Here is a 20,614-nt window from a genome sequence, read left to right as displayed (position 1 = left end):
CTCAGGATGGAGTCTGGCCCGCTCTTGTTGTAAGATCGGTTACAATCTCTTCGACCCTTTGGCGCGCCACTTCAAGTCCTCGGCTCGTGTCGATAACATAGTTTGCCCGGGCACGCTTTTCGCTGTCCGGCATCTGGCGCGACAAGATCAGGGCGAACTTCTCCGGCGTCATCCCCGGACGGGCAAGGACGCGTTGCCGCTGGAGGTCTGCATCGCAGGTGACGACCGCGATCGCGTCCACCCTGGCTTCGCCGCCCGTTTCAAAGAGAAGCGGAATATCGAGAACGACGAGGGGGGCGCCTGCGCGCCTTTCGCGCTCCAAAAAGGCACGCTCCTCCGCGCGAACAAGAGGATGGACAATCGCTTCCAAGGTTTTGAACCCTTGGGGATGCCTGGCCAGTGCCGCACTCAGTTTTGTGCGATCCACCGCGCCGTTCACCGTGGAGCCGGGAAAAGCGGCCTCGATCAGCCCAACAGCCGACCCGTGATAGAGCGCGTGGACCACGGCATCCGCATCGTTGACAGGAATACCAAGCACCTTGAACATTTCAGCCGTGGTCGACTTGCCCATGCCGATCGATCCCGTAAGCCCGAGGACGATCATGCATGTGCCGCCATATCGCCGATGACGAGTTTGCGGAGTGTTTCGTCCACGATAGGCTTTTGCCCAAACCATTTCTGAAAGCCGGGTGCTGCCTGATGCAGCAACATGCCAAGGCCGTCCACAATGGTATATCCCTGCGCCTTCGCCTGCGCCAGAATGGGTGTCACCAACGGGACGTAAACGATGTCGGTCACGATGGCACCGGACGGCATGTTCGTGAAATCGAAATCGGGAACCGCGGCGCCGTCCATGCCGAGCGACGTAGTGTTGATGAACAGGCTCGCATCCGGCAGGAGCTCCGGGAGGGCTTCCATCCCGTGGGGAATGACCCTTGCCCGCCCGAAACGATGGGAAAGTTCCTGAGCGCGCGGCAACGTCCGATTGACGACATGAATGGTCCTGACGCCGCGGTCCCGCACGGCCTGAATGACAGCTCGGCTTGCACCGCCTGCACCCAGCACGATCGCTGTTTCTGCCTTTTCCCACCCGGGGGCCCGCTCATCCAGATTGGCGGCGAAACCGAGGCCATCCGTATTGGTCGCCTTCAGCCTGCCCTCTTCCAGCCAGACGGTATTGGCCGCGCCGATCTCCCGGCTAAGAGCATCGGCGTCATCGACACAGGCGATAACCGCTTCCTTGTGCGGAATGGTGACATTGCCGCCGATAAACCCCGACTGGCCCAATCGGAGGAGGGTCATGAAGTCTGAGAAGAGCGCCGGCGGAACTTCGCGTGTGCTGTAGCTCCCCTGCAGGCCCAGCGTTTTCAGCCAGTGCGTATGGATCAATGGCGAGCGCGAATGCCGAACGGGATAACCGGCAACGAAAGCATGGTTAACAAATGTTTCACGTGAATCATGCATCGATCGCCTGCAACTTTCTGAGTTCGCCGAGCAGCGGCAGGAGAGGGAGTCCGAGGATCGTGAAATAGTCACCCTCGATCGCGTCGAACAGCTGCACGCCCTCGCCTTCCAGCTGGTAAGCTCCCACGCTGGTCAACGCTTTTTCGCCCACCCGTTCCAGATGCCGTGCGATAAAATCCTCGTCAAGCGTTCGCATCGTCAGGCGTGCCGTCGAGACATGAGACCACAAGGTCCGACCCTCCCGATGAAGAACAACCGCGCTGTTTAACTGATGCGTCTTTCCCGACAAGGATTGCAGGTGATCTCTCGCCTCGGCGATCGATCTCGGCTTGTGAAAGACACGGGATCCCAGGGACATCGTCTGATCCGAACCGATGACCAAGGGACCGATCCCAGTCGTTGATTTTTCGGCGTGGTCCGGCAGTGCCTTCTCAAGTGCCATGGCCACGGACTGAGCCTTGGCTTCGGCCAGGATAGCAGCGACCTCCTGAGGTGATGCCCCGCCTGCTTCAAGTGGCGCTTCCAGCGCCCGTTCGTCTACCGCGGCCGCTTGCCAGGTGAAGGATATCCCCGCATTGGCCAGCAGCATGCGCCGGAAGGGGCTCGCGGAGGCGAGGACAATCTGGTGCGTCATCAATGATCTCCCTATCGGCCTGCGCACTAGCGCAGGCGCGGCCTGAGGGCAACAATGGCGGCTGCCGTTTCCTCGATCGAGCGCCGGGTGACATCGATGATCGGCCAGTTGTTGCGCGCGCAGAGGGCCCGGGCATATTTCAGTTCTTCGGCAATGGCAGCACGATCCGTGTATTCCTGTCCATGAAAACCATGCGTGGTTCCAAGCACACGGTGTTCGCGCACCTGTGACACGCGATCCGCCGTAGCGATGAGGCAGACAACCAAGGGCTTGGTCGCTTCGATCAGCCGGTCCGGCAGGGGAACTCCCGGAACAATCGGAATATTGGCCGTGCGGATCCCGCGATTGGCCAGATAGATGCTGGTCGGCGTTTTCGATGTCCGGCTGATCCCGATCAGGACAACATCAGCATCGTTGAAATCGGCCGGAAGCTGTCCGTCATCGTGGTCCATCGTGAAATTCAGCGCGTCGATCCGCGCGAAATAGTCGGCATCCATCACATGCTGTGCGCCGGAGCGCCGGCGAGACGACGTGCCAAGATAGGCTTGGAAAAGATCGATGATCGGTTCAAGGACCGAGACACAGGGAACACCGATCTGCTGGCACTGAGCGTTGATGATATCGGAGAGTTCGCGATCCACGATCGTGTAAAGGACGATGCCCGGTGCCTTGTCGATCGACTCCAGCACCTGCATCAGCTGCTTGCGATTTCGGATCAGCGGATAGACATGCTCCAGTGCGTGATAGGTCTGAAACTGGGCCGCAGCCGCCCTACCCGCTGCGATCAGCGTTTCCCCTGTCGAGTCGGAGATCAGGTGCAGGTGGAAATAGTTTTTCTGATTGTCCACGCTATTCTCGGCCGCCTGTTGATGATGGTGGATGACCAGAGCCTAGGAGCGAGCTGGCCTGGCAGGCAAGGGGAAAACCGCCGACTTATTCACAAAGAGGCCCGCGGCGGTGTCCTTACCGGGGCGCTTGTGAAAAAGACTCGCGATGCGACCGATCGCCGCCGACCATCAACAGGTCGTCCACAGGCCGGTCCAGGAAAGATGTATTTCCAAACCCTTCAAAAAACAGGAAAATCCCGCGCTGTACCCTATGTTCCCCAAGAACCGTCATTCTGGCATGACGCACACCGCGGCGACAGGGCCAGGTGGGGACAAAAGGCTGACAACCTTTAATCCTTGATAGTCACCGACTCTAAGAAATAGAAACTCTTAGATTCAAGATTCTATTTTAAGAGGGAAGCTGTGTGTGACGCCTGAAAACCGCAAACTCGTTCGCGTTCTGAACGGCGAGACGCTGACCCCTCCTCCTATCTGGCTTATGCGGCAGGCCGGCAGATATCTGCCGGAATATCGTGAGGTTCGTGCCCGAGCCGGCAGTTTCCTCGACCTCTGTTACTCCCCCGACTTTGCGACGGAAGTCACGCTGCAGCCGATCCGGCGCTATGCGTTCGACGCTGCCATTCTCTTTTCCGATATCCTTGTCATTCCCGATGCCCTGAAGCGGAATGTCCGGTTCGAGGAGGGAAGCGGACCGAAGCTCGACCCGATCGACGTGGACGGGATCCGGGCACTCGATGGCCGCCCTGTGGCTGATCACCTGCGGCCTGTGATCGAGACTGTTGCCCGGCTGCGTCGGGAGCTCCCGAACGAAACCACATTGCTCGGCTTCTGCGGCGCGCCTTGGACAGTTGCGACCTATATGATTGCCGGGCATGGAACCCCCGACCAGGCGCCGGCGAGACTTTTTGCCTATCGCCATCCGGATGCCTTCGACGCACTCCTTGCCACGCTTGCCGAGCTGTCCGCCGATTATCTGGTTGCACAGCTCGATGCTGGCGCAGACGCGGTGCAGATCTTCGATTCTTGGGCAGGCGTGCTCGGTGAAGACACGTTCGAGCGGTTTGCAGTCGGTCCGGTCCGCCGCATCATCGACAGCGTCCGGGCCCGGCGGCCGGATGCAAAGATCATTGCGTTCGCAAAGGGCGCGGGTCTTCTGCTGAAAGATTATCGACAGAAGACAACGGCCGATGCAATCGGTCTCGACTGGTCGGTTCCCCTCTCGTTTGCGGCTGACCTGCAGAAGGAAGGCCCCGTGCAGGGCAATCTCGATCCGATGCGGGTCGTCGCCGGGGGAAAAGCGCTCGAAGAGGGCATAGATCAGATCCTCGATCGTCTCGGCATGGGACCGCTGATCTTCAATCTCGGCCACGGGATCACGCCGCAGGCTGATCCTGCCCATGTCTCCGATCTCGTGAGACGTGTCAGGAGCCGCATATGAGGATCTCACAGAGCGATGAAGGTGGATCCCGCCAGACGGATGCCCCGGCAGGGCGGAAATCGCGTGTACGAGCCTTTATGGCGCTTTGCGTCCTGATCGCGATCGTCGGCGGGTTGATCGTCTGGCAGCCGGAGGACCTCGCTCTTTGGATCAAGGCCCTGCATATCGTGGCCGTCATCTCGTGGATGGCAGGACTTCTCTACATGCCACGGCTCTTCATCTATCATACGGATGCAGAGCCGGGATCTCCGACATCCGAAACGTTCAAGGTGATGGAACAGCGGCTTCTCACCGTGATCATGCGCCCGGCGATGATGATCACCTGGGCTCTCGGCCTCTATCTCGCCTGGAGCGTCTATGGTTTCCAGGGCGGCTGGCTCCACACGAAGATTCTTGCGGTTATCCTTTTGACCGGCGTGCACCTGCACTATGCCGATGCCGTCCGGCGGTTTTCGCAGGACGGTACACGAAGGACAGCGCGCTATTGGCGGCTGATGAACGAGGTGCCGACCGTCCTCATGATCGTTATCGTCATCCTGGTCGTCGTGAAGCCATTTTAATCCATCACGGACATTTTAGCCTCCGATATCCTACGCCCCCTTGCGGGACGGGCCGGAAGTCGCTAGCGTGCGTTATCCCATCTTTCTGGCGCGCGTTCGAGTTCGAGTGGCTACCCCCTGCCGCTCCCTTGGCCCACATAGCGCCAGCCCTTCCATTCTCTCTGCAAGTGTGATTTTCCTTCATGGCTGAAATGAAGCTCCAAGACCTCAAGAACAAATCTGCAACCGACCTTCTGGCATTTGCAGAGTCCGTGGAGGTCGAAAACGCCAGCGTCATGCGCAAGCAGGAGCTGATGTTCGCCATCCTGAAGATGCTTGCTGCCCAAGATGTCGAGATCATCGGCGAAGGCGTCGTCGAGCTTCTCCAGGACGGCTTCGGCTTCCTGCGCTCGGCGAATGCCAACTATCTGCCCGGCCCCGACGACATCTACATTTCGCCCTCCCAGATCCGGCGGTTCTCGCTGAAGACAGGTGACACGGTCGAGGGCCCCATCCGGGGACCCAAAGAAGGCGAGCGCTATTTCGCCCTTCTCAAGGTCAACACGATCAATTTCGAGGATCCTGAGAAAATCCGGCACAAGGTCCATTTCGACAACCTGACGCCGCTTTATCCGAACGAGCGCTTCAAGATGGAGCTCGAGGTTCCGACCTCCAAGGACCTGTCGCCGCGTGTCATGGATCTCGTAGCGCCGCTCGGCAAGGGACAGCGCGGTCTGATCGTTGCCCCTCCGCGGACAGGCAAAACGGTGCTGCTGCAGAACATCGCGCACTCCATCACGGCCAACCATCCGGAATGCTATCTGATTGTTCTTCTGATCGACGAACGGCCGGAAGAGGTGACGGACATGCAGCGCTCGGTCAAGGGTGAGGTCGTGTCCTCGACGTTCGACGAGCCGGCAACCCGGCATGTCCAGGTGGCCGAGATGGTCATCGAGAAAGCAAAGCGCCTTGTCGAACATGGTCGCGACGTGGTGATCCTCCTCGATTCGATTACGCGCCTCGGCCGCGCCTACAACACTGTCGTGCCGTCTTCCGGCAAGGTTCTGACCGGTGGTGTTGACGCGAACGCGTTGCAACGCCCGAAGCGCTTCTTCGGTGCTGCCCGTAACATCGAAGAAGGTGGATCGCTGACGATCGTTGCTACGGCGCTGATCGACACGGGCAGCCGCATGGACGAAGTGATCTTCGAAGAGTTCAAGGGCACCGGCAACTCCGAAATCGTGCTCGACCGGAAGGTCGCCGACAAGCGTATCTTCCCGGCGATGGACATTCTCAAATCCGGCACCCGCAAGGAAGACCTTCTCGTTCCGCGTCAGGATCTGCAGAAGATCTTCGTACTGCGCCGCATCCTTGCACCCATGGGAACAACGGATGCGATCGAGTTCCTGATCGATAAGCTGAAGCAGACGAAGACCAACGGCGATTTCTTCGATTCCATGAACACCTGATGCGCATGCTCAGTAAGCATCCATAACGGGTGACCATCGGATATTGACGTCTCCGATATCCTGACGATCTGAAAGTCCCTGGCATCGTCCGGGGACTTTTTTGTTGATCGGAACACAGGTCTCAAAGGCAATGCAATGGTAGCTGTAAGCGACACGATCTATTCCCTCTCGTCAGGCGGGGTGCCATCCGGGGTCGCCGTCATTCGGATCAGTGGACCCCAGGCCTTCGGTGTCTGTGAAACGCTCTGTGGTCCCATCCGGGCGCACAGGCGCGCGCATCTCAAGATGATTCGGTCCCGTAACGGAGAAGTGCTCGACCAAGGCTTGGTCCTGACGTTTCCCGGCCCCGGTTCTTTCACCGGTGAAGACTGTGTAGAACTGCAAATTCACGGCGGAAAAGCCGTCGTTAGCCGAGTGCTGGACGAACTCGGCGCAATGCCGCTCTTCCGTCACGCGGAGGCCGGCGAGTTTTCCCGACGCGCCTTTCTGAACGGCAAGCTCGACCTTGTCGAAGTCGAAGGTCTTGCGGACCTCCTCTCCGCCGAGACGGAGATGCAGCGCCGCCTCGCCAGCGAGCATGCCCGCGGCGGTGTCTCGCAGCTGTATCAAGGATGGGCAAAGCGCCTGACGCATGCCCGAGCGATGATTGAGGCGGAGCTGGACTTCGCCGATGAGGACGACGTTCCCGGATCTGTAAGCGCGTCTATCTGGGAAGACATGACCCTGTTGCGGACACAGATTGCGGACCATCTTGCCAGTGCAAAGACGGGAGCCATCATTCGTGACGGTTATCGGGTGGTCATTTCCGGGTCGCCGAATACCGGAAAGTCGAGCCTGCTGAATGCGCTAGCGAACCAGGACGTCGCAATTGTCACCGACATTGCGGGGACAACGCGCGATATCCTTAGCGTCGATATTTTATTAGCCGGATTCGTCGTCAAACTCTACGATACGGCGGGACTTCGGGAAACGCAGGATGCTGTTGAGCGAGAAGGAATTCGACGCGCCCTGAACATCCAAGCCGAGGCGGACCTCATTCTCTGCCTCTCAGATAGGCCTGATGGATTCCGTCTTCCGGATGATACGGAGAAGGACTACCTCAAGGTCGCGACCAAGATTGATGTTTCCGCTGGTTTATGGGATAGAGCCGACGCAGATGTCTTTATATCCATGAAGGATGAAAAGGGGCTAGCCCCTCTTTTAGATCTGATCGTCCAGCGTCTTCCGGTAAACACGTCTGCTCATATGCTATCGTTGCCGTCTCGGAAACGACACGCTGACCAACTCAAGCAATGCCTGGTCGCACTGGACGAAGCGATTGCCTGTACCGAGCTGGATCTGCAGTCTGAATGGCTTCGGACGGCGGGAGACGCATTGGGACGCATTACGGGCCGCGTGGATGTCGAGAACCTGTTGGATGTGATCTTCTCAGAATTCTGTATCGGGAAGTAACTTACACGATATACGAGTCATCCCGCACGTTTCACGTGAAACAATGAATCGGATTCGAAATGACCGGAAACTTTGATCTCATTGTCGTCGGTGGCGGACATGCTGGTTGTGAAGCCGCTGCTGTCGCTGCCCGTCTCGGAGCCAATGTTGCACTCGTCACGCATAAGCGCGACACGATCGGCGTGATGTCCTGCAACCCCGCTATTGGCGGTCTGGGGAAAGGACACCTTGTACGCGAGATCGACGCTTTTGATGGGTTGATGGGTCGTGTTGCAGACCGAGCCGGTATCCAGTTTCGGCTTTTGAATCGTAAGAAAGGACCCGCAGTTCGTGGTCCGCGCACTCAAGCAGATCGCCGCTTGTACAAGGAGGCCATGCAGGCCGAACTGGAAGGGTTGGAGGGATTGACGATCGTGGAGGGCGATGTCGTCGACCTCATCATGGCTAACGGCTGTGTTGCCGGGGTTGTTCTCGGTAATGGCGAGACACTGTCCTGCGGCGCCGTCGTCTTGACCACCGGGACCTTTCTCCGAGGCTTGATCCACATTGGTGACAGGAAAATTCCGGCCGGCCGTGTCGGCGAGGCGCCATCGGTGGGATTGTCAAAGGTGCTGGAGAATCACGGGATTGCGCTAGGGCGCTTGAAAACGGGAACACCAGCGCGGCTCGATGGGCGGACAATTGGCTGGAACAGGATCGGAAGCCAGGCAGCGGACGAGGTCCCGGTTCCCTTCTCTTTCATGACCGATCAGATCACCACCCGACAGATTGCGTGTGGCGTGACTCGAACGACAGATGCAACGCATCGGATCATCGAGGAAAATTTGCAGCGGTCAGCGATGTATTCTGGCCAGATCGCCGGCATTGGTCCCCGGTACTGTCCGTCGATCGAGGACAAAATCGTCAAGTTTGGGGAACGAGACGGGCATCAGATCTTCCTGGAGCCTGAAGGGCTGGATGATCACACCGTGTACCCCAACGGGATCTCGACGTCCCTTCCCGAGGATGTCCAAGCGGCGTTTATTCGCACCATTCCCGGTCTTGAAGACGTCCAAATTCTTCAAGCAGGCTATGCCATTGAATATGACCATGTCGATCCCCGCGAACTTTCGGACGCCTTGGAGGTCAAAAAGATACCAGGACTGTTCCTCGCGGGACAAATCAATGGAACCACTGGCTATGAGGAAGCCGGTGCGCAAGGGCTGGTGGCCGGACTCAACGCGGCACGAAAAGTGGCCGGACAGAGCGAGCACATCTTTTCACGAACCGACTCCTATATTGGCGTTATGATCGATGACTTGATTACACGCGGCGTTGCCGAGCCCTATCGCATGTTCACCTCCCGTGCTGAGTATCGGCTGTCGCTTCGAGCGGACAATGCTGACTTGCGTTTAACGCCTGCGGCCATTGCGTTGGGATGTGTGGGCCGGGAACGGAAAGAGCGCTTCCAGCGCTGGCAGTCCGATTTCGCGAACGTTAAGACATCGCTCGGGGGCATGTCCCTCACCCCAACGGAAGCTGCTGCGCATGGACTGGCTCTCAACAAGGACGGGAAGCGGCGCTCGGCCTTCGATCTTCTATCCCATGCCGGGATCACCTTCGCCTCTCTGTCAAAGATCTGGCCGGATCTTAGTGGTGTGCCAGATCGCTTAGCGGAGGCCATCGAAATCGATGCGCACTATGCTGTCTATATGGATCGCCAGACCGCGGACATCGTGCGAACCCGCAAGGAAGAGGAACGCAGCATACCGTCTGATTTCTCGTATCATGACCTGACCGGTCTCTCTAACGAGCTCAAGCAGAAACTCACACGTCTGCGTCCGAGAAATTATGCGCAGCTCCAGGTCATTGATGGAATGACACCGTCGGCGGCAACATTGATACTCACGCATTTGCAGCGACACGCGAGTGTAAGCGCAGCGCGAGGTGTACACTGATGACGAGTCAGCCCATCGAAATAAACGGTCTGCGTGTTTCACGTGAAACTGAAGACCGCCTCGACCACTTCACCCAGTTGTTCCTGAGATGGGCGCGCACGATCAACCTCGTTGCACCATCCACGATCGGGGATATCCAACGCCGCCATATCCAGGACAGCGCTCAGATCTATCAGCTTGCCCCCGGCGCGAAGACATGGATCGATCTGGGGAGTGGTGGTGGCTTCCCGGGCATCATCACCGCTATCCTTATGGCGGAACTGGGCGATGGATGGGTGCATCTCGTCGAAAGCAATCAAAAAAAGGTGGCGTTTCTGCGCGTCGCCTTGCAGGAAACAGGCGCACGGGGCTCGGTTCATGTTCTCAGGATCGAAGATGCGCCCAGGCAAATTCCATCGTGCGACGCGATCTCAGCACGTGCGGTTGCTGATCTCACTTTGCTGCTTCAATTTGCTGCCCCTTGGATGGAAGCAGGAGCAACCCGTGCTTTCTTTCACAAAGGGCGGGATTATCAGACCGAGATCACAAAAGCGCGTGGCCGGTATGATTTCGATCTGGTAAAACACCAAAGCATTGTCGAGGCTGACTCCGTCATCCTTGAGATCACGCGGATGCAGCAGCTTAGCCAAGGTGCGGGAGCGATCAATGTCGCGCGATAAAAATCGGATTATCACGATTGCCAACCAAAAAGGTGGCGTCGGGAAGACGACGACAGCGATCAATCTTGCGACGGCCTTGGCCGCGATCGGTGAGGCCGTCCTGATCATCGATCTTGATCCGCAAGGGAACGCCAGTACGGGCTTGGGCATCCAACGACGCGACAGACGTTTCTCGTCCTACGACCTGATGATGGGCACGCATTCGATCGACACCATCGTTCACCAGACGGTCGTTCCCAATCTCTCCATCATTCCCTCGACCATGGATCTCCTGGGACTGGAGATGGAAATTTCAGGCCAGAGCGATCGCGTCTTTCGTCTCCGGAAGGCGCTTTCCGCGCCGGAAGCACTCGCCTATTCCTATATTCTGGTCGACTGCCCGCCGTCGTTCAATCTCCTGACGATGAACGCCATGGCGGCAGCGCATTCGGTTCTTGTTCCTCTTCAGTGCGAATTCTTTGCGCTGGAGGGCCTCAGTCAATTGCTTGAGACAGTTGATCAAATCCGAAGGAGCGTCAATCCTCTGCTGGATATCCAGGGTATCGTTTTGACGATGTTCGACTCGCGCAACAATCTTGCACAGCAGGTCGTGTCCGATGTGCGGACCCATCTCGGGGAGAAGGTCTACCATACACTTATTCCCCGGAACGTCCGGGTTTCGGAGGCTCCATCCTATGGCAAGCCTGCAATCCTTTACGATTTGAAATGCGCAGGCAGTCAGGCGTATCTGCAGCTTGCATCCGAGGTCATCCAGCGCGAGCGGCAACGCAAAGCGGCAGCCTGATCGATTCGGATCCAGAATGGTGAGGAGAACGGCATGAATGAAGATCCTGCACGGCGCCGTCTCGGACGTGGACTGGCAGCCTTGATCGGCGAGATGGATCAGCCCGTCGCCGCCGAGGCGGCGCCGGTTGCAACGGTTGCGGCTGATCGGCGTGTCCCGATCGAGCACGTCACACGCAACCCACGCAACCCTCGCCGAACGTTTAACGAAGCGGAGTTGCAGGATCTGGCGAACTCTGTTCGACAGCACGGGATTGTTCAGCCTGTGGTTGTCCGAACTATGGATGGCGATCGTTTCGAGATTATTGCCGGCGAGCGCCGTTGGCGCGCGGCACAGCTTGCGGGTTTTTCGGATATCCCCGTGATTGTCCGAGACGTGGATGACCGCACCGCTCTCGAAATCGCGATCGTCGAAAACGTCCAGCGCTCGGATCTCAATCCGCTGGAAGAGGCGATGGGCTACGAGCTGCTGATTGCCGATCATGGCTACACCCAGAACGATCTTGGCGAAATCATCGGCAAAAGTCGCAGTCACGTTGCCAACAGTCTGCGGCTGCTTAAGCTTCCAGAGCCAGTCCGGGATATGTTGTCATCGGGAACACTGTCGGCGGGCCATGCGCGTGCCCTTATTCCAACGTCTGACCCGACCACGCTCGCTCGCGCGATCATCGCCAAGGGCCTGTCGGTTCGCGATACGGAAAAGTTGGCGCAGAACGATATTCGTGCACAGAATGACCCGAGTTTCGGTGCCAAACCACGGCCGGAGAAGGATGCCGATACGGTCGCGCTCGAGAGATCTTTGACCGACAGGCTTGGTCTCGACGTTTCGGTGAATCACCGCGCGACCGGCGGCCATCTGAAGATCAGCTACAAGACCCTAGAGCAGCTTGAGGATATCTGCCGGTTGCTGGAACGCCGATAGGGCTCAACGTCCCCCTGCACTAGCCCGATGCGCGCTGTCGTGCCGCCTGTAAAGCAATCGCGATCAGTGCCTGGCTGGCAATATCCGCTTCCAGTGCCTGGCGCACGCGGCTCTGGAATATGGCGTTCTGAAGCCTTTGGAGGTCACGTCGGATGACCGGGAGGGCCCAGTGTTTCAGGGCAGCTTCAATCAGGGGCTTGCGGCGAAAGTGAATGCCGCGACCCAGAGACACTGTGACCTGTGACGGCCCAAGCCGCTTTGCATCCATCTCCGCGCGAAGAACATCGAGCTGCTGAAACTGGCGAAGGCAGCTTTGCAACACGAGAAACATCGAGGTCTTTGACGCCTCGACCTTGCGGAGAGACTGCATAAGGCGATCCATATCGCCGAGAAGAACTGCATCCACAGCGTCATCGACGGACGTGGAGCTCGCGTCGCCAATGATATCGAGCACGTGGTGCTCCTCGATCACCGGCTCGTCACGACAGTAGAGCGCAAGCTTCAAGATCTCGTTGCGCGATGCCAAGCGGTCGGCCCCCAGAAGATCGCGGAGAGCTTCACGCGCGGCAGGCGTGATCCGGAGGCCTGCAGCGCCGAGTTCCTTGTCAATGAGGCCGTTGATCGCCTTGACGTCATCTGCGTAGCAGGCAACGGCAATGACGCTCCGCGCTGTTTCCCCGATCTTGCGTAGGGCCGACCCCTTTTTGAGATCGCCTGCTTCCACGATCACGAAGGCATCGCGTGGAGGCTCTTCCGCGAGGTAGCCAAGACCTTCACTCAGCGACTTCTCCGTCCCGGACGCCCTCACCCAGACAAGCTTGCTTCCGCCAAACAAGCCGATGGCGTTCGCTTCGTCGGCCAATCTCCCCGGAGAAAGGTCGCTGCCATCGAGCCTGATGAGGGAAAAAGGATCGTCCAGCGCGACGCCGGTTTTGCCGGCGACGGCTGCGGCGCGTTCGGCAACGAGGCCGCGATCGGGCCCGTAGAAAAGGTAAAGCCGCTGGCTGGGCAGCGGCCTTTCCACGAAGTTATCGAACTCGTGGGACTTGATTTCGCTCATGCCAAGGCCGGATCAGTTGGCAAGTGCTGCAGCAAGATCTGCCCGGATGATCTCGGCGAGTTCTTTAGCTGCCCGGTTCTCCGCATCGCGGATCGCGCGAAGCTTGGCGAACTCCTGGACCGGGAAATCGACAAGGGATACGGCTTTACGATGGCCGGATTTTACGGTTTTGCCTGTGTCGACGCGCGTCAGGTTATAATCGGCTTCGACCGTAAGCCGTCCGGCCGAGGCCGTGTCGTTGTCGTTCCGCTCGTTGTAGAGAACGCCGGTCGCATTGTGGCTGACGCTGAGCGCCAGCTGGTATTGCGGTGCGACCGGTTCTCCCTTGCCGCCAGAGGTCAGAAAGATCAGCGCATTGCGGACGCGTTGCTCGACGCGATCCCGCGCCTCGGAGATCCCGATCGATGCCAGCGCTGTCGCAGGCGCGCCCTGTGGTCCGTCGGAATAGAGCGGACGGACCTGACAGCCAGCCGCAAGCAACAGGGAAACGCCAACCAGCCCGAGAGCAAGACGACGGCGAGGATCGAACTTAGACGACGACATTGACGATCCTCTGCGGCACGACGATGATTTTCTTCGGAGTACGGCCCTCGAGGGCGGTCTGGACGGCCTCCAGACCGAGGACAGCGGTCTCAACGGCAGTCTGATCCGCATCCCGTGCGATTGTCAAATCCGCCCGCTTCTTGCCATTGATTTGAACGGGAAGAACGATTTCGGACACGGTAACCAGGCTCTCGTCGAACCGCGGCCAGTCAGCCTGCGCCACGAGGCCCTTTCCACCGATCGCATCCCAGCACTGCTCCGCCAGATGCGGCGTGATCGGTGCCATCAGGTGGATCAGGATCTCGACGGCGTCGCGCATCGCATTCGTCATCGCTGCATCCGCACCGGTGGCGACGTCCGACAGCGGAGCCGCCAAGGCATTGACCATCTCGTAGAGGCGCGCCACGGCTTTGTTGAAGGCGAGCTTCTCGTAGTCGGCCTCGACGGCTTTCAGGGTTCTGTGCGCGGTCTGGGAGACGATCAGAGCCGCCCCCTGGCTTGCCGGGACCGCTTGCGCGCTGGACAGAGCCGGTGCGGCTTCCGAGATCAGGCGCCAGACGCGCTGAACGAAACGGTGCGCGCCCTCGACGCCAGCCTCCGACCAGATCACGTCGCGGTCCGGTGGTGAATCCGACAGCACGAAGAAACGCGCCGTATCCGCACCATAGGATGCGATGATGTCGTCGGGATCGACCACATTCTTTTTGGACTTCGACATTTTCTCGATGGAGCCGATAGCCACCTCTTCTCCGGTGGCTGTCAACGTCGCTTTGCGGCCGTTGCCGAGATCCTCGATCGTGACGGCAGACGGGTTGATCCATTCCCGCTGCGCGCCGTCGCCACGGCTGTAGGTTTCATGCACCACCATGCCTTGGGTAAAGAGGCCCTTGAACGGTTCCGACAGACCTGCATGACCGGCCGCCTTCATGGCCCGCGTGAAGAAGCGCGAATACAGAAGATGCAGGATCGCGTGTTCGATGCCTCCGATATATTGATCGACCGGCAACCAGCGATCGACAACGCCACGGTTTGTCGGCTGCTCCGCCCACGGAGCGGTAAAGCGCATGAAGTACCACGAGGAGTCGACGAACGTGTCCATCGTGTCGGTTTCGCGCCGCGCCGCAGCGCCGCACTGCGGGCAGCCGACATGGCGCCACGTCGGATGCCGGTCGAGGGGGTTGCCCGGTTTATCGAAGGTCACGTCATCCGGAAGACGCACCGGCAGGTCTTTTTTCGGGACAGGGACAATGCCACAGACTTCGCAGTGAATGACCGGGATCGGGCACCCCCAATAACGTTGACGAGAGATCCCCCAGTCACGCAATCTGAAGTTGACTTTGCGTTCCGCCTGCGGGCGACCGTTGAGAGTCTGCTCTTCCAACAGAGCCGCCACACGCGCGAAGGCCGCCTGGGGCGTCATCCCGTCAAGAAAACGGGAATGGATCATGACGCCATCGCCCGTATAGGCTTCCGACCCGATGCAGAACGTTGCTGCATCGCCATCGGCCGGCATGACGACCGGCGTCACGGGCAGACCGTACCGCCGCGCGAAATCAAGGTCACGCTGGTCTCCCGACGGGCAGCCGAAAATGGCACCTGTGCCGTAATCCATCAGAACGAAGTTGGCGACATAGACCGGCAACTCCCACGAGGGGTCGAGCGGATGCCGCACCCGCAGACCCGTGTCGACGCCGCGTTTCTCGGCGGTTTCCAACGCCGCAAGCGACGTGCCGGCGCGGCGGCATTCCTCGCAGAATGCTTCAAGCTCGGCGTTCCCCGCCGCCATCTTTCGGGCGAGCGGATGATCGGCGGCAATGGCGAGGAAGGACGCGCCAAACAGGGTGTCTGCACGTGTTGTGTAGACGTCGATTTCGGTCTCTCCCGGCACGTGCTCGTTGGGGACCAGCTCCCAGCGAATGGAAAGGCCTTCAGAGCGGCCGATCCAGTTCTTCTGCATGAGCCGTACCTTCTCCGGCCAATGCTCCAGCGTGTCGAGCGAGTCCAGCAGGTCCTGACTGAAGTCCGTTATGCGGAAGAACCACTGTGTCAGTTCTCGCTGTTCCACGAGCGCGTTTGACCGCCAGCCACGTCCGTCTATCACCTGCTCGTTGGCGAGCACCGTGTGATCGACCGGATCCCAGTTGACCTTCGATTGCTTGCGGTAGACAAGGCCCTTTTCCATGAAATCCAGGAAAAGGTGCTGCTGCTGCTGGTAGTAGGCGACGTCGCAGGTTGCGAACTCGCGGCTCCAGTCGAGCGAAAGGCCCATGACCTTGAGCTGCGCCCGCATGGAAGCGATATTCTGGTACGTCCACGCGGCAGGATGAACGCCGCGCTCCATAGCGGCATTCTCAGCCGGCATGCCGAAGGCGTCCCAACCCATGGGATGAAGCACATTGTAGCCGCGGGCGCGCTTGAAGCGGGCAACAACGTCACCCATCGCGTAATTGCGGACATGACCCATATGGATTCGCCCGGAGGGATACGGAAACATCTCGAGAACGTAGTATTTTTCCCGGGCGTCGGCATTGTCCGTCTGGTAGACGGACTTCTCCTCCCATTCGCGCTGCCAGCGAGGTTCCGCATCGCGTGGATTATAGCGTTCTGTGGCCATGTCTTCAGTCATTCCGGAAATTGTAGCGGGGCGCTGCCGCTTGGTCTTGCGTGGCGTGACCTTCATCATGAAACAAAGGTAGCGTCAAGTTTTGCAGGCCTTTGTCGCGGTCGGCGACCCACTCTGAACTCTGCTTGGCGGGCTGCAGCAGATTGTCTATATCCCGAGCAGCCCCGTGGCGTTTTCCAAGCCACACATTTGCCAGGAGATATCCGATGAGCCGTGTGGACCAGTGGAACGACGTGATGTCGCGTATCCATGCAGCGGAGGATGGAGCACGGCGCTCTCGTGGATCCGTTTCGCTGGTGGCCGTGTCGAAAACGTTCGATGCCGAGGCAATTCGCCCCGTCATCGCCGCAGGACAACGCGTCTTCGGAGAAAACCGGGTGCAGGAATCCCAACAGAAGTGGCCGGGTCTGAAGGAAGAGACGCCAGGCATCGAGCTGCATCTGATCGGTCCGCTGCAGTCCAACAAGGCAGCCGATGCCGTTGCACTGTTCGATGTCATCGAAACGATTGATCGCGAGAAGATTGCGCGCGCCGTCGCTGCGGAAATCGCGCGCCAGGGAAAACCCGTACGCGTCTATGTCCAGGTCAACACCGGTCTTGAACCGCAAAAGGCAGGTATCTCTCCCGACGAGACGACCGCCTTCGTGGCGATGTGCCGTGATGTGCTCAGCTTGCCCGTTGAAGGGCTGATGTGCATTCCGCCTGCAGATGAAAACCCGGGGCCGCATTTCGCTCTGCTGGCAAAGCTTGCAGCGGAAAACAACGTCGGGAAGCTGTCCATGGGCATGTCGGGAGATTTCGATGTCGCCATCGCCTTCGGCGCGACCAGCGTTCGCGTCGGCTCGGCGATCTTCGGCTTGCGCGACCGTCCGGAAACGACCGTCTCCGCGGCGTAGGCTGCCGGCGCCCAGATGACGCCAATAAAAAACCCGGCACACGGCCGGGTTCTTGTATGGCATCGATCCGAAGGTCGATCAGAAGTTTTCTTCTTCCTCGTTCGGCGTCGACGACTTCAGCGACTTCAGCTTTGCGAAGACAGCGTCCGCATCCATTTCCTTTTCTTCCTCACGCTCGTAGCCATAGCTGTAGCGCTCGGTTTCCTGCGCCGGCTCCAGCGTTGCGCCGAGATCGGCCGCTGTCGGAAGCGGACGGCCCTTGGAGGCGCGTTCGACCTCTAGGTCGAGATCGATCTGGCTGCAGAGACCCAACGTGACCGGATCGCTCGCCGTCAGGTTGGCCGAATTCCAGTGCGTCCGCTCACGGATTTGCTCGATCGTCGACTTGGTGGTGCCGACGAGACGCGAAATCTGGGCATCCTTGAGTTCGGGATGATTGCGAACAAGCCAGAGGATCGCATTGGGCCGATCCTGGCGCTTGGACACCGGCGTGTAGCGCGGGCCCTTGCGTTTGGACTCGGGAACGCGAACCTTCGGGTCGGAAATCTTCAGCTTATGGTTCGGATTGCCCTCGGCGCGGACGATCTCATCGCGCGACAGCTGTCCGGTCGCAATCGGATCGAGGCCCTTGATGCCTTGGGCCGATTCGCCGTCGGCGATAGCCTTCACTTCCAGCGGATGCAGTTTGCAGAAGGTTGCGATCTGCTCGAACGACAAGGCGGTATTATCGACAAGCCAGACCGCCGTGGCCTTCGGCATCAGCAATTGTTGCGCCATGGATATAGTCCTTCTGTCCGCCGCGCCGGTGTCGCGGGCCGTGGAATACCACTGATTTCCGGGAATAGGGCGCTTCTATACCCGTCTTGTCGCAGAATTGCAATTCTTCTCGACGTCCTGACTTTCGTCTCATTGCCGCCTGCAGCGCACCTGATATGTATCGCCTGAAAAGCGCTATGAGGATGCGCGAGCACGACATCAGGGAGAGAGAACATCATGTCTGACAGGACCTACCCCGTCTCGAAGGAAACCCAAGCCCACGCCCTTGTCAACGAGGCGACCTACGATGCGTGGTATCGGGAAAGCGTCGAAGACCCCGATGCTTTCTGGGGCAGGCATGGCAAGCGGATCGACTGGTCGAAGCCCTATACGAAGGTTAAAAACACCTCTTTTACAGGTGACGTCTCGATCAAGTGGTTCGAGGACGGGCAGACCAACGCGTCCTACAATTGTATCGATCGGCACCTTGAGGCCCGTGGCGATCAGGTCGCCATCATCTTCGAAGGAGATAACCCCTACATCGACAAGAAGATCACCTATCGCGAACTGCACCAGCATGTCTGTCGGCTGGCGAACGTGATGAAGGCCCAGGGCGTTACCAAGGGAGATCGCGTAACGATCTACATGCCGATGATCCCCGAGGCCGCCTATGCGATGCTGGCTTGCGCACGCATCGGCGCGGTTCACTCCGTGGTGTTTGGCGGCTTTTCACCGGATGCTCTTGCCGGGCGATTGGTCGACTGTGCATCCACGTTCATCGTGACCTGCGACGAGGGCATGCGGGGCGGAAAGCCGATCCCCCTGAAGGACAACACGGACAAGGCGGTCGAAATCGCGGCAAAGAATGGCGTCGATGTGAAAACGGTGCTCGTCGTGCGCCGCACGGGGGGAAAGATCACTTGGGCCGACGGCCGCGATCTTTGGTACCATACGGCCACACAGGCTGCCGACACGGCCTGCGAGCCTGCGCCGATGCAGGCAGAAGACCCCCTGTTCATTCTCTATACCTCGGGTTCCACCGGCAAGCCGAAGGGCGTGCTTCACACGACGGGCGGCTATCTGGTCTATGTCGCCATGAGCCACGAATATGTATTCGACTATCATCCAGGCGATATCTACTGGTGCACAGCGGATGTCGGCTGGGTCACGGGCCATTCCTATATCGTCTACGGACCGCTCGCGAACGGCGCGACGACCCTGATGTTCGAGGGGGTGCCGAACCACCCCGACCAAGGCCGCTTCTGGGAGGTCATCGACAAGCATCAGGTCAACATTTTCTACACGGCCCCAACCGCGATCCGATCGCTGATGGGTGCCGGTGATGCCTTCGTAAAGCGGTCTTCGCGCGCAAGTCTGCGTATTCTTGGCACGGTAGGGGAGCCTATCAATCCGGAAGCCTGGCAGTGGTATCACGATGTCGTCGGCGATGGTCGCTGCCCCGTGGTCGACACCTGGTGGCAGACGGAAACCGGCGGTCACATGATTACACCGCTACCCGGCGCGACCCCGCTGAAGCCGGGTTCGGCCACGCTGCCGTTCTTCGGCATAAGACCGGAACTCGTGGACAACGACGGCAACGTCCTGGAAGGCGCGGCGGACGGCAATCTCTGCATCGCGGATAGCTGGCCGGGCCAGATGCGCACTGTATATGGTGATCACGAGCGCTTCATCCAGACGTATTTCTCAACCTACAAGGGAAAATATTTTACGGGTGACGGATGCAAGCGCGATGCCGACGGCTACTACTGGATCACAGGCCGTGTCGATGATGTGCTCAACGTTTCCGGGCATCGGATGGGCACGGCGGAGGTGGAGTCCGCACTCGTCAGTCATGATGCCGTGTCCGAGGCTGCAGTCGTTGGTTATCCGCACGATATCAAGGGACAGGGCATCTATTGCTATGTCACGTTGATGGCAGGACGCGACGGTTCGGATGATCTGCGCAAGGCGTTGGTCGCGCATGTCCGTCAGGAAATCGGGCCCATTGCCTCACCGGATAAGATCCAGTTTGCCCCTGGCCTTCCGAAAACCCGTTCTGGAAAGATCATGCGCCGCATTCTTCGCAAGATCGCCGAAGACGATTTCGGAGCGCTCGGAGACATCTCGACGCTGGCCGATCCGGGCGTGGTGGAGGATCTCATTCAAAATCGCCAGAACAAGAAATAATGGCAGGGCCGGCGGGCATGACTGTCCGTCGGTTCCGTTCTGGCTTCTCGACCTAAAGCGAATTGCATGAAAAAGGATTCACGCAACGGCTTTGAGGTCTTGTCTTGATGCATGTTGTTTCCCGAAACCGCTGCACTCTTTTGGGCGACATGCATTAGAAGTCGATGGCACGCCCGTTGATTTCCCAATCTCCGAAACGCACCGGCTCGGCACCGCCGCGCCCGCCAATCTCGGTGGGCAATGTCAAGGCTTCCTCCGTCGCACGCCGGGCAGCTGCTTCCTCGAGGGCGCGACGCGCTGCAGGTGACAAAACCTTGCCCGGCATATCCTGCTTGTTATCATTGTCGTTCAGCATTGTGTGACCTCACTACGCCGTTGAATGTGTAACCTCTGCGCCCCATCAT

Annotated in this window: 19 protein-coding genes; 10 read left to right on the top strand and 9 right to left on the bottom strand. The window is 59.1% G+C overall.

Features of this window, described 5'->3' with window-relative positions; all coding sequences use genetic code 11:
* Position 1: 1 nt before the first annotated feature.
* The 4 genes from coaE to ASG03_RS01430 are packed head-to-tail and all read right to left on the bottom strand — an operon-like array spanning position 2 to position 2,946.
* Entirely contained in the window at positions 2–604 is a 603-nt protein-coding gene (coaE, locus tag ASG03_RS01445; RefSeq protein WP_062691657.1) for a dephospho-CoA kinase, read from the bottom strand.
* The gene (locus ASG03_RS01440; RefSeq protein ID WP_062691655.1) at positions 601–1,464 is read right to left on the bottom strand and encodes a shikimate dehydrogenase; all 864 of its coding nucleotides are present in this window, start codon (positions 1,462–1,464) and stop codon (positions 601–603) included. The genes coaE and ASG03_RS01440 overlap by 4 nt, the downstream gene beginning before the upstream one ends.
* A complete protein-coding gene (locus ASG03_RS01435; protein ID WP_062691653.1) occupies positions 1,457–2,098 on the bottom strand; it encodes a Maf-like protein in 642 nt (213 codons plus the stop codon). Before ASG03_RS01435 ends, ASG03_RS01440 begins: the two co-directional genes overlap by 8 nt.
* A gap of 26 nt (positions 2,099–2,124) precedes the next feature.
* Positions 2,125–2,946 (bottom strand): pyruvate, water dikinase regulatory protein, encoded by an 822-nt coding sequence (locus ASG03_RS01430; RefSeq protein WP_062477353.1) that lies wholly within the window; start codon positions 2,944–2,946, stop codon positions 2,125–2,127.
* Positions 2,947–3,352: 406 nt separating this feature from the next.
* Between ASG03_RS01430 and hemE the strand changes: the two genes are divergently transcribed.
* The 8 genes from hemE to ASG03_RS01390 all read left to right on the top strand — a co-directional run bounded on the left by hemE (position 3,353) and on the right by ASG03_RS01390 (position 12,145).
* Entirely contained in the window at positions 3,353–4,384 is a 1,032-nt protein-coding gene (hemE, locus tag ASG03_RS01425; RefSeq protein WP_062691650.1) for a uroporphyrinogen decarboxylase, read from the top strand.
* Positions 4,381–4,944, top strand: a complete 564-nt coding sequence (gene hemJ / locus ASG03_RS01420) for a protoporphyrinogen oxidase HemJ (RefSeq protein ID WP_062691648.1) — start codon at positions 4,381–4,383, stop codon at positions 4,942–4,944. Before hemE ends, hemJ begins: the two co-directional genes overlap by 4 nt.
* Positions 4,945–5,126: 182 nt before the next feature.
* Positions 5,127–6,392, top strand: coding sequence for a transcription termination factor Rho (gene rho, locus ASG03_RS01415; protein WP_092990171.1), 1,266 nt, complete (start codon positions 5,127–5,129; stop codon positions 6,390–6,392).
* Between the two features lie 135 nt (positions 6,393–6,527).
* A complete protein-coding gene (gene mnmE, locus ASG03_RS01410) occupies positions 6,528–7,844 on the top strand; it encodes a tRNA uridine-5-carboxymethylaminomethyl(34) synthesis GTPase MnmE (protein WP_062691646.1) in 1,317 nt (438 codons plus the stop codon).
* A 59-nt stretch (positions 7,845–7,903) separates the two neighbouring features.
* Positions 7,904–9,781, top strand: a complete 1,878-nt coding sequence (gene mnmG / locus ASG03_RS01405) for a tRNA uridine-5-carboxymethylaminomethyl(34) synthesis enzyme MnmG (protein WP_062691645.1) — start codon at positions 7,904–7,906, stop codon at positions 9,779–9,781.
* A 14-nt stretch (positions 9,782–9,795) separates the two neighbouring features.
* Positions 9,796–10,440: a 16S rRNA (guanine(527)-N(7))-methyltransferase RsmG gene (gene rsmG, locus ASG03_RS01400; RefSeq protein WP_062691797.1), complete on the top strand. Its 645-nt coding sequence runs from the start codon at positions 9,796–9,798 to the stop codon at positions 10,438–10,440.
* Positions 10,427–11,224, top strand: coding sequence for a ParA family protein (locus ASG03_RS01395; protein ID WP_062691644.1), 798 nt, complete (start codon positions 10,427–10,429; stop codon positions 11,222–11,224). Before rsmG ends, ASG03_RS01395 begins: the two co-directional genes overlap by 14 nt.
* A gap of 33 nt (positions 11,225–11,257) precedes the next feature.
* Positions 11,258–12,145 carry a ParB/RepB/Spo0J family partition protein gene (locus tag ASG03_RS01390; protein WP_062477374.1) on the top strand — a complete coding sequence of 296 codons (888 nt, stop codon included), beginning with the start codon at positions 11,258–11,260 and terminating at the stop codon, positions 12,143–12,145.
* 19 nt (positions 12,146–12,164) lie between these two features.
* Here the strand turns inward: ASG03_RS01390 and holA are convergent, their stop codons facing one another.
* The 3 genes from holA to leuS are packed head-to-tail and all read right to left on the bottom strand — an operon-like array spanning position 12,165 to position 16,362.
* On the bottom strand, positions 12,165–13,205 hold the full coding sequence (gene holA / locus ASG03_RS01385) for a DNA polymerase III subunit delta (RefSeq protein WP_062691643.1): 1,041 nt from the start codon (positions 13,203–13,205) through the stop codon (positions 12,165–12,167).
* A gap of 12 nt (positions 13,206–13,217) precedes the next feature.
* Positions 13,218–13,748, bottom strand: a complete 531-nt coding sequence (lptE, locus tag ASG03_RS01380) for an LPS assembly lipoprotein LptE (protein ID WP_062477379.1) — start codon at positions 13,746–13,748, stop codon at positions 13,218–13,220.
* Positions 13,735–16,362, bottom strand: a complete 2,628-nt coding sequence (gene leuS / locus ASG03_RS01375; protein WP_062691642.1) for a leucine--tRNA ligase — start codon at positions 16,360–16,362, stop codon at positions 13,735–13,737. The genes lptE and leuS overlap by 14 nt, the downstream gene beginning before the upstream one ends.
* A 215-nt stretch (positions 16,363–16,577) precedes the next feature.
* On the opposite strand from leuS, the gene ASG03_RS01370 reads away from it, so the two are divergent.
* The gene (locus ASG03_RS01370) at positions 16,578–17,267 is read left to right on the top strand and encodes a YggS family pyridoxal phosphate-dependent enzyme (protein ID WP_062691641.1); all 690 of its coding nucleotides are present in this window, start codon (positions 16,578–16,580) and stop codon (positions 17,265–17,267) included.
* A 78-nt stretch (positions 17,268–17,345) separates the two neighbouring features.
* On the opposite strand, the gene ASG03_RS01365 is transcribed toward ASG03_RS01370, so the two are convergent.
* The gene (locus ASG03_RS01365; protein WP_062477400.1) at positions 17,346–18,044 is read right to left on the bottom strand and encodes a DUF1013 domain-containing protein; all 699 of its coding nucleotides are present in this window, start codon (positions 18,042–18,044) and stop codon (positions 17,346–17,348) included.
* A 216-nt stretch (positions 18,045–18,260) separates the two neighbouring features.
* On the opposite strand from ASG03_RS01365, the gene acs reads away from it, so the two are divergent.
* Positions 18,261–20,210, top strand: coding sequence for an acetate--CoA ligase (gene acs, locus ASG03_RS01360; RefSeq protein ID WP_062691639.1), 1,950 nt, complete (start codon positions 18,261–18,263; stop codon positions 20,208–20,210).
* Between the two features lie 154 nt (positions 20,211–20,364).
* Here acs and ASG03_RS01355 read toward each other — a convergent pair whose 3' ends face one another.
* Positions 20,365–20,565, bottom strand: a complete 201-nt coding sequence (locus ASG03_RS01355) for a DUF1674 domain-containing protein (protein WP_062477405.1) — start codon at positions 20,563–20,565, stop codon at positions 20,365–20,367.
* Between the last annotated feature and the right edge of the window lie 49 nt (positions 20,566–20,614).

Origin of the sequence: Rhizobium sp. Leaf341, from assembly GCF_001424325.1 — a bacterium.
GTDB lineage: Bacteria > Pseudomonadota > Alphaproteobacteria > Rhizobiales > Rhizobiaceae > Ferranicluibacter.
The sequence above is the reverse complement of the archived record's forward strand: the minus strand, read 5'-3'. Positions and strand labels throughout refer to the sequence as shown.

Excerpts from the sequence above, each read along its gene's own strand:
- mnmG (WP_062691645.1), top strand. The coding sequence starts at position 7,904 with ATGACCGGAAACTTTGATCTCATTGTCGTCGGTGGCGGACATGCTGGT.
- leuS (WP_062691642.1), bottom strand. The coding sequence starts at position 16,362 with ATGGCCACAGAACGCTATAATCCACGCGATGCGGAACCTCGCTGGCAG.
- ASG03_RS01355 (WP_062477405.1), bottom strand. The coding sequence starts at position 20,565 with ATGCTGAACGACAATGATAACAAGCAGGATATGCCGGGCAAGGTTTTG.
- ASG03_RS01370 (WP_062691641.1), top strand. The coding sequence starts at position 16,578 with ATGAGCCGTGTGGACCAGTGGAACGACGTGATGTCGCGTATCCATGCA.
- ASG03_RS01365 (WP_062477400.1), bottom strand. The coding sequence starts at position 18,044 with ATGGCGCAACAATTGCTGATGCCGAAGGCCACGGCGGTCTGGCTTGTC.
- acs (WP_062691639.1), top strand. The coding sequence starts at position 18,261 with ATGTCTGACAGGACCTACCCCGTCTCGAAGGAAACCCAAGCCCACGCC.
- mnmE (WP_062691646.1), top strand. The coding sequence starts at position 6,528 with ATGGTAGCTGTAAGCGACACGATCTATTCCCTCTCGTCAGGCGGGGTG.
- ASG03_RS01435 (WP_062691653.1), bottom strand. The coding sequence starts at position 2,098 with ATGACGCACCAGATTGTCCTCGCCTCCGCGAGCCCCTTCCGGCGCATG.
- rho (WP_092990171.1), top strand. The coding sequence starts at position 5,127 with ATGGCTGAAATGAAGCTCCAAGACCTCAAGAACAAATCTGCAACCGAC.
- ASG03_RS01440 (WP_062691655.1), bottom strand. The coding sequence starts at position 1,464 with ATGCATGATTCACGTGAAACATTTGTTAACCATGCTTTCGTTGCCGGT.
- coaE (WP_062691657.1), bottom strand. The coding sequence starts at position 604 with ATGATCGTCCTCGGGCTTACGGGATCGATCGGCATGGGCAAGTCGACC.
- holA (WP_062691643.1), bottom strand. The coding sequence starts at position 13,205 with ATGAGCGAAATCAAGTCCCACGAGTTCGATAACTTCGTGGAAAGGCCG.
- ASG03_RS01390 (WP_062477374.1), top strand. The coding sequence starts at position 11,258 with ATGAATGAAGATCCTGCACGGCGCCGTCTCGGACGTGGACTGGCAGCC.
- lptE (WP_062477379.1), bottom strand. The coding sequence starts at position 13,748 with ATGTCGTCGTCTAAGTTCGATCCTCGCCGTCGTCTTGCTCTCGGGCTG.
- hemJ (WP_062691648.1), top strand. The coding sequence starts at position 4,381 with ATGAGGATCTCACAGAGCGATGAAGGTGGATCCCGCCAGACGGATGCC.
- ASG03_RS01395 (WP_062691644.1), top strand. The coding sequence starts at position 10,427 with ATGTCGCGCGATAAAAATCGGATTATCACGATTGCCAACCAAAAAGGT.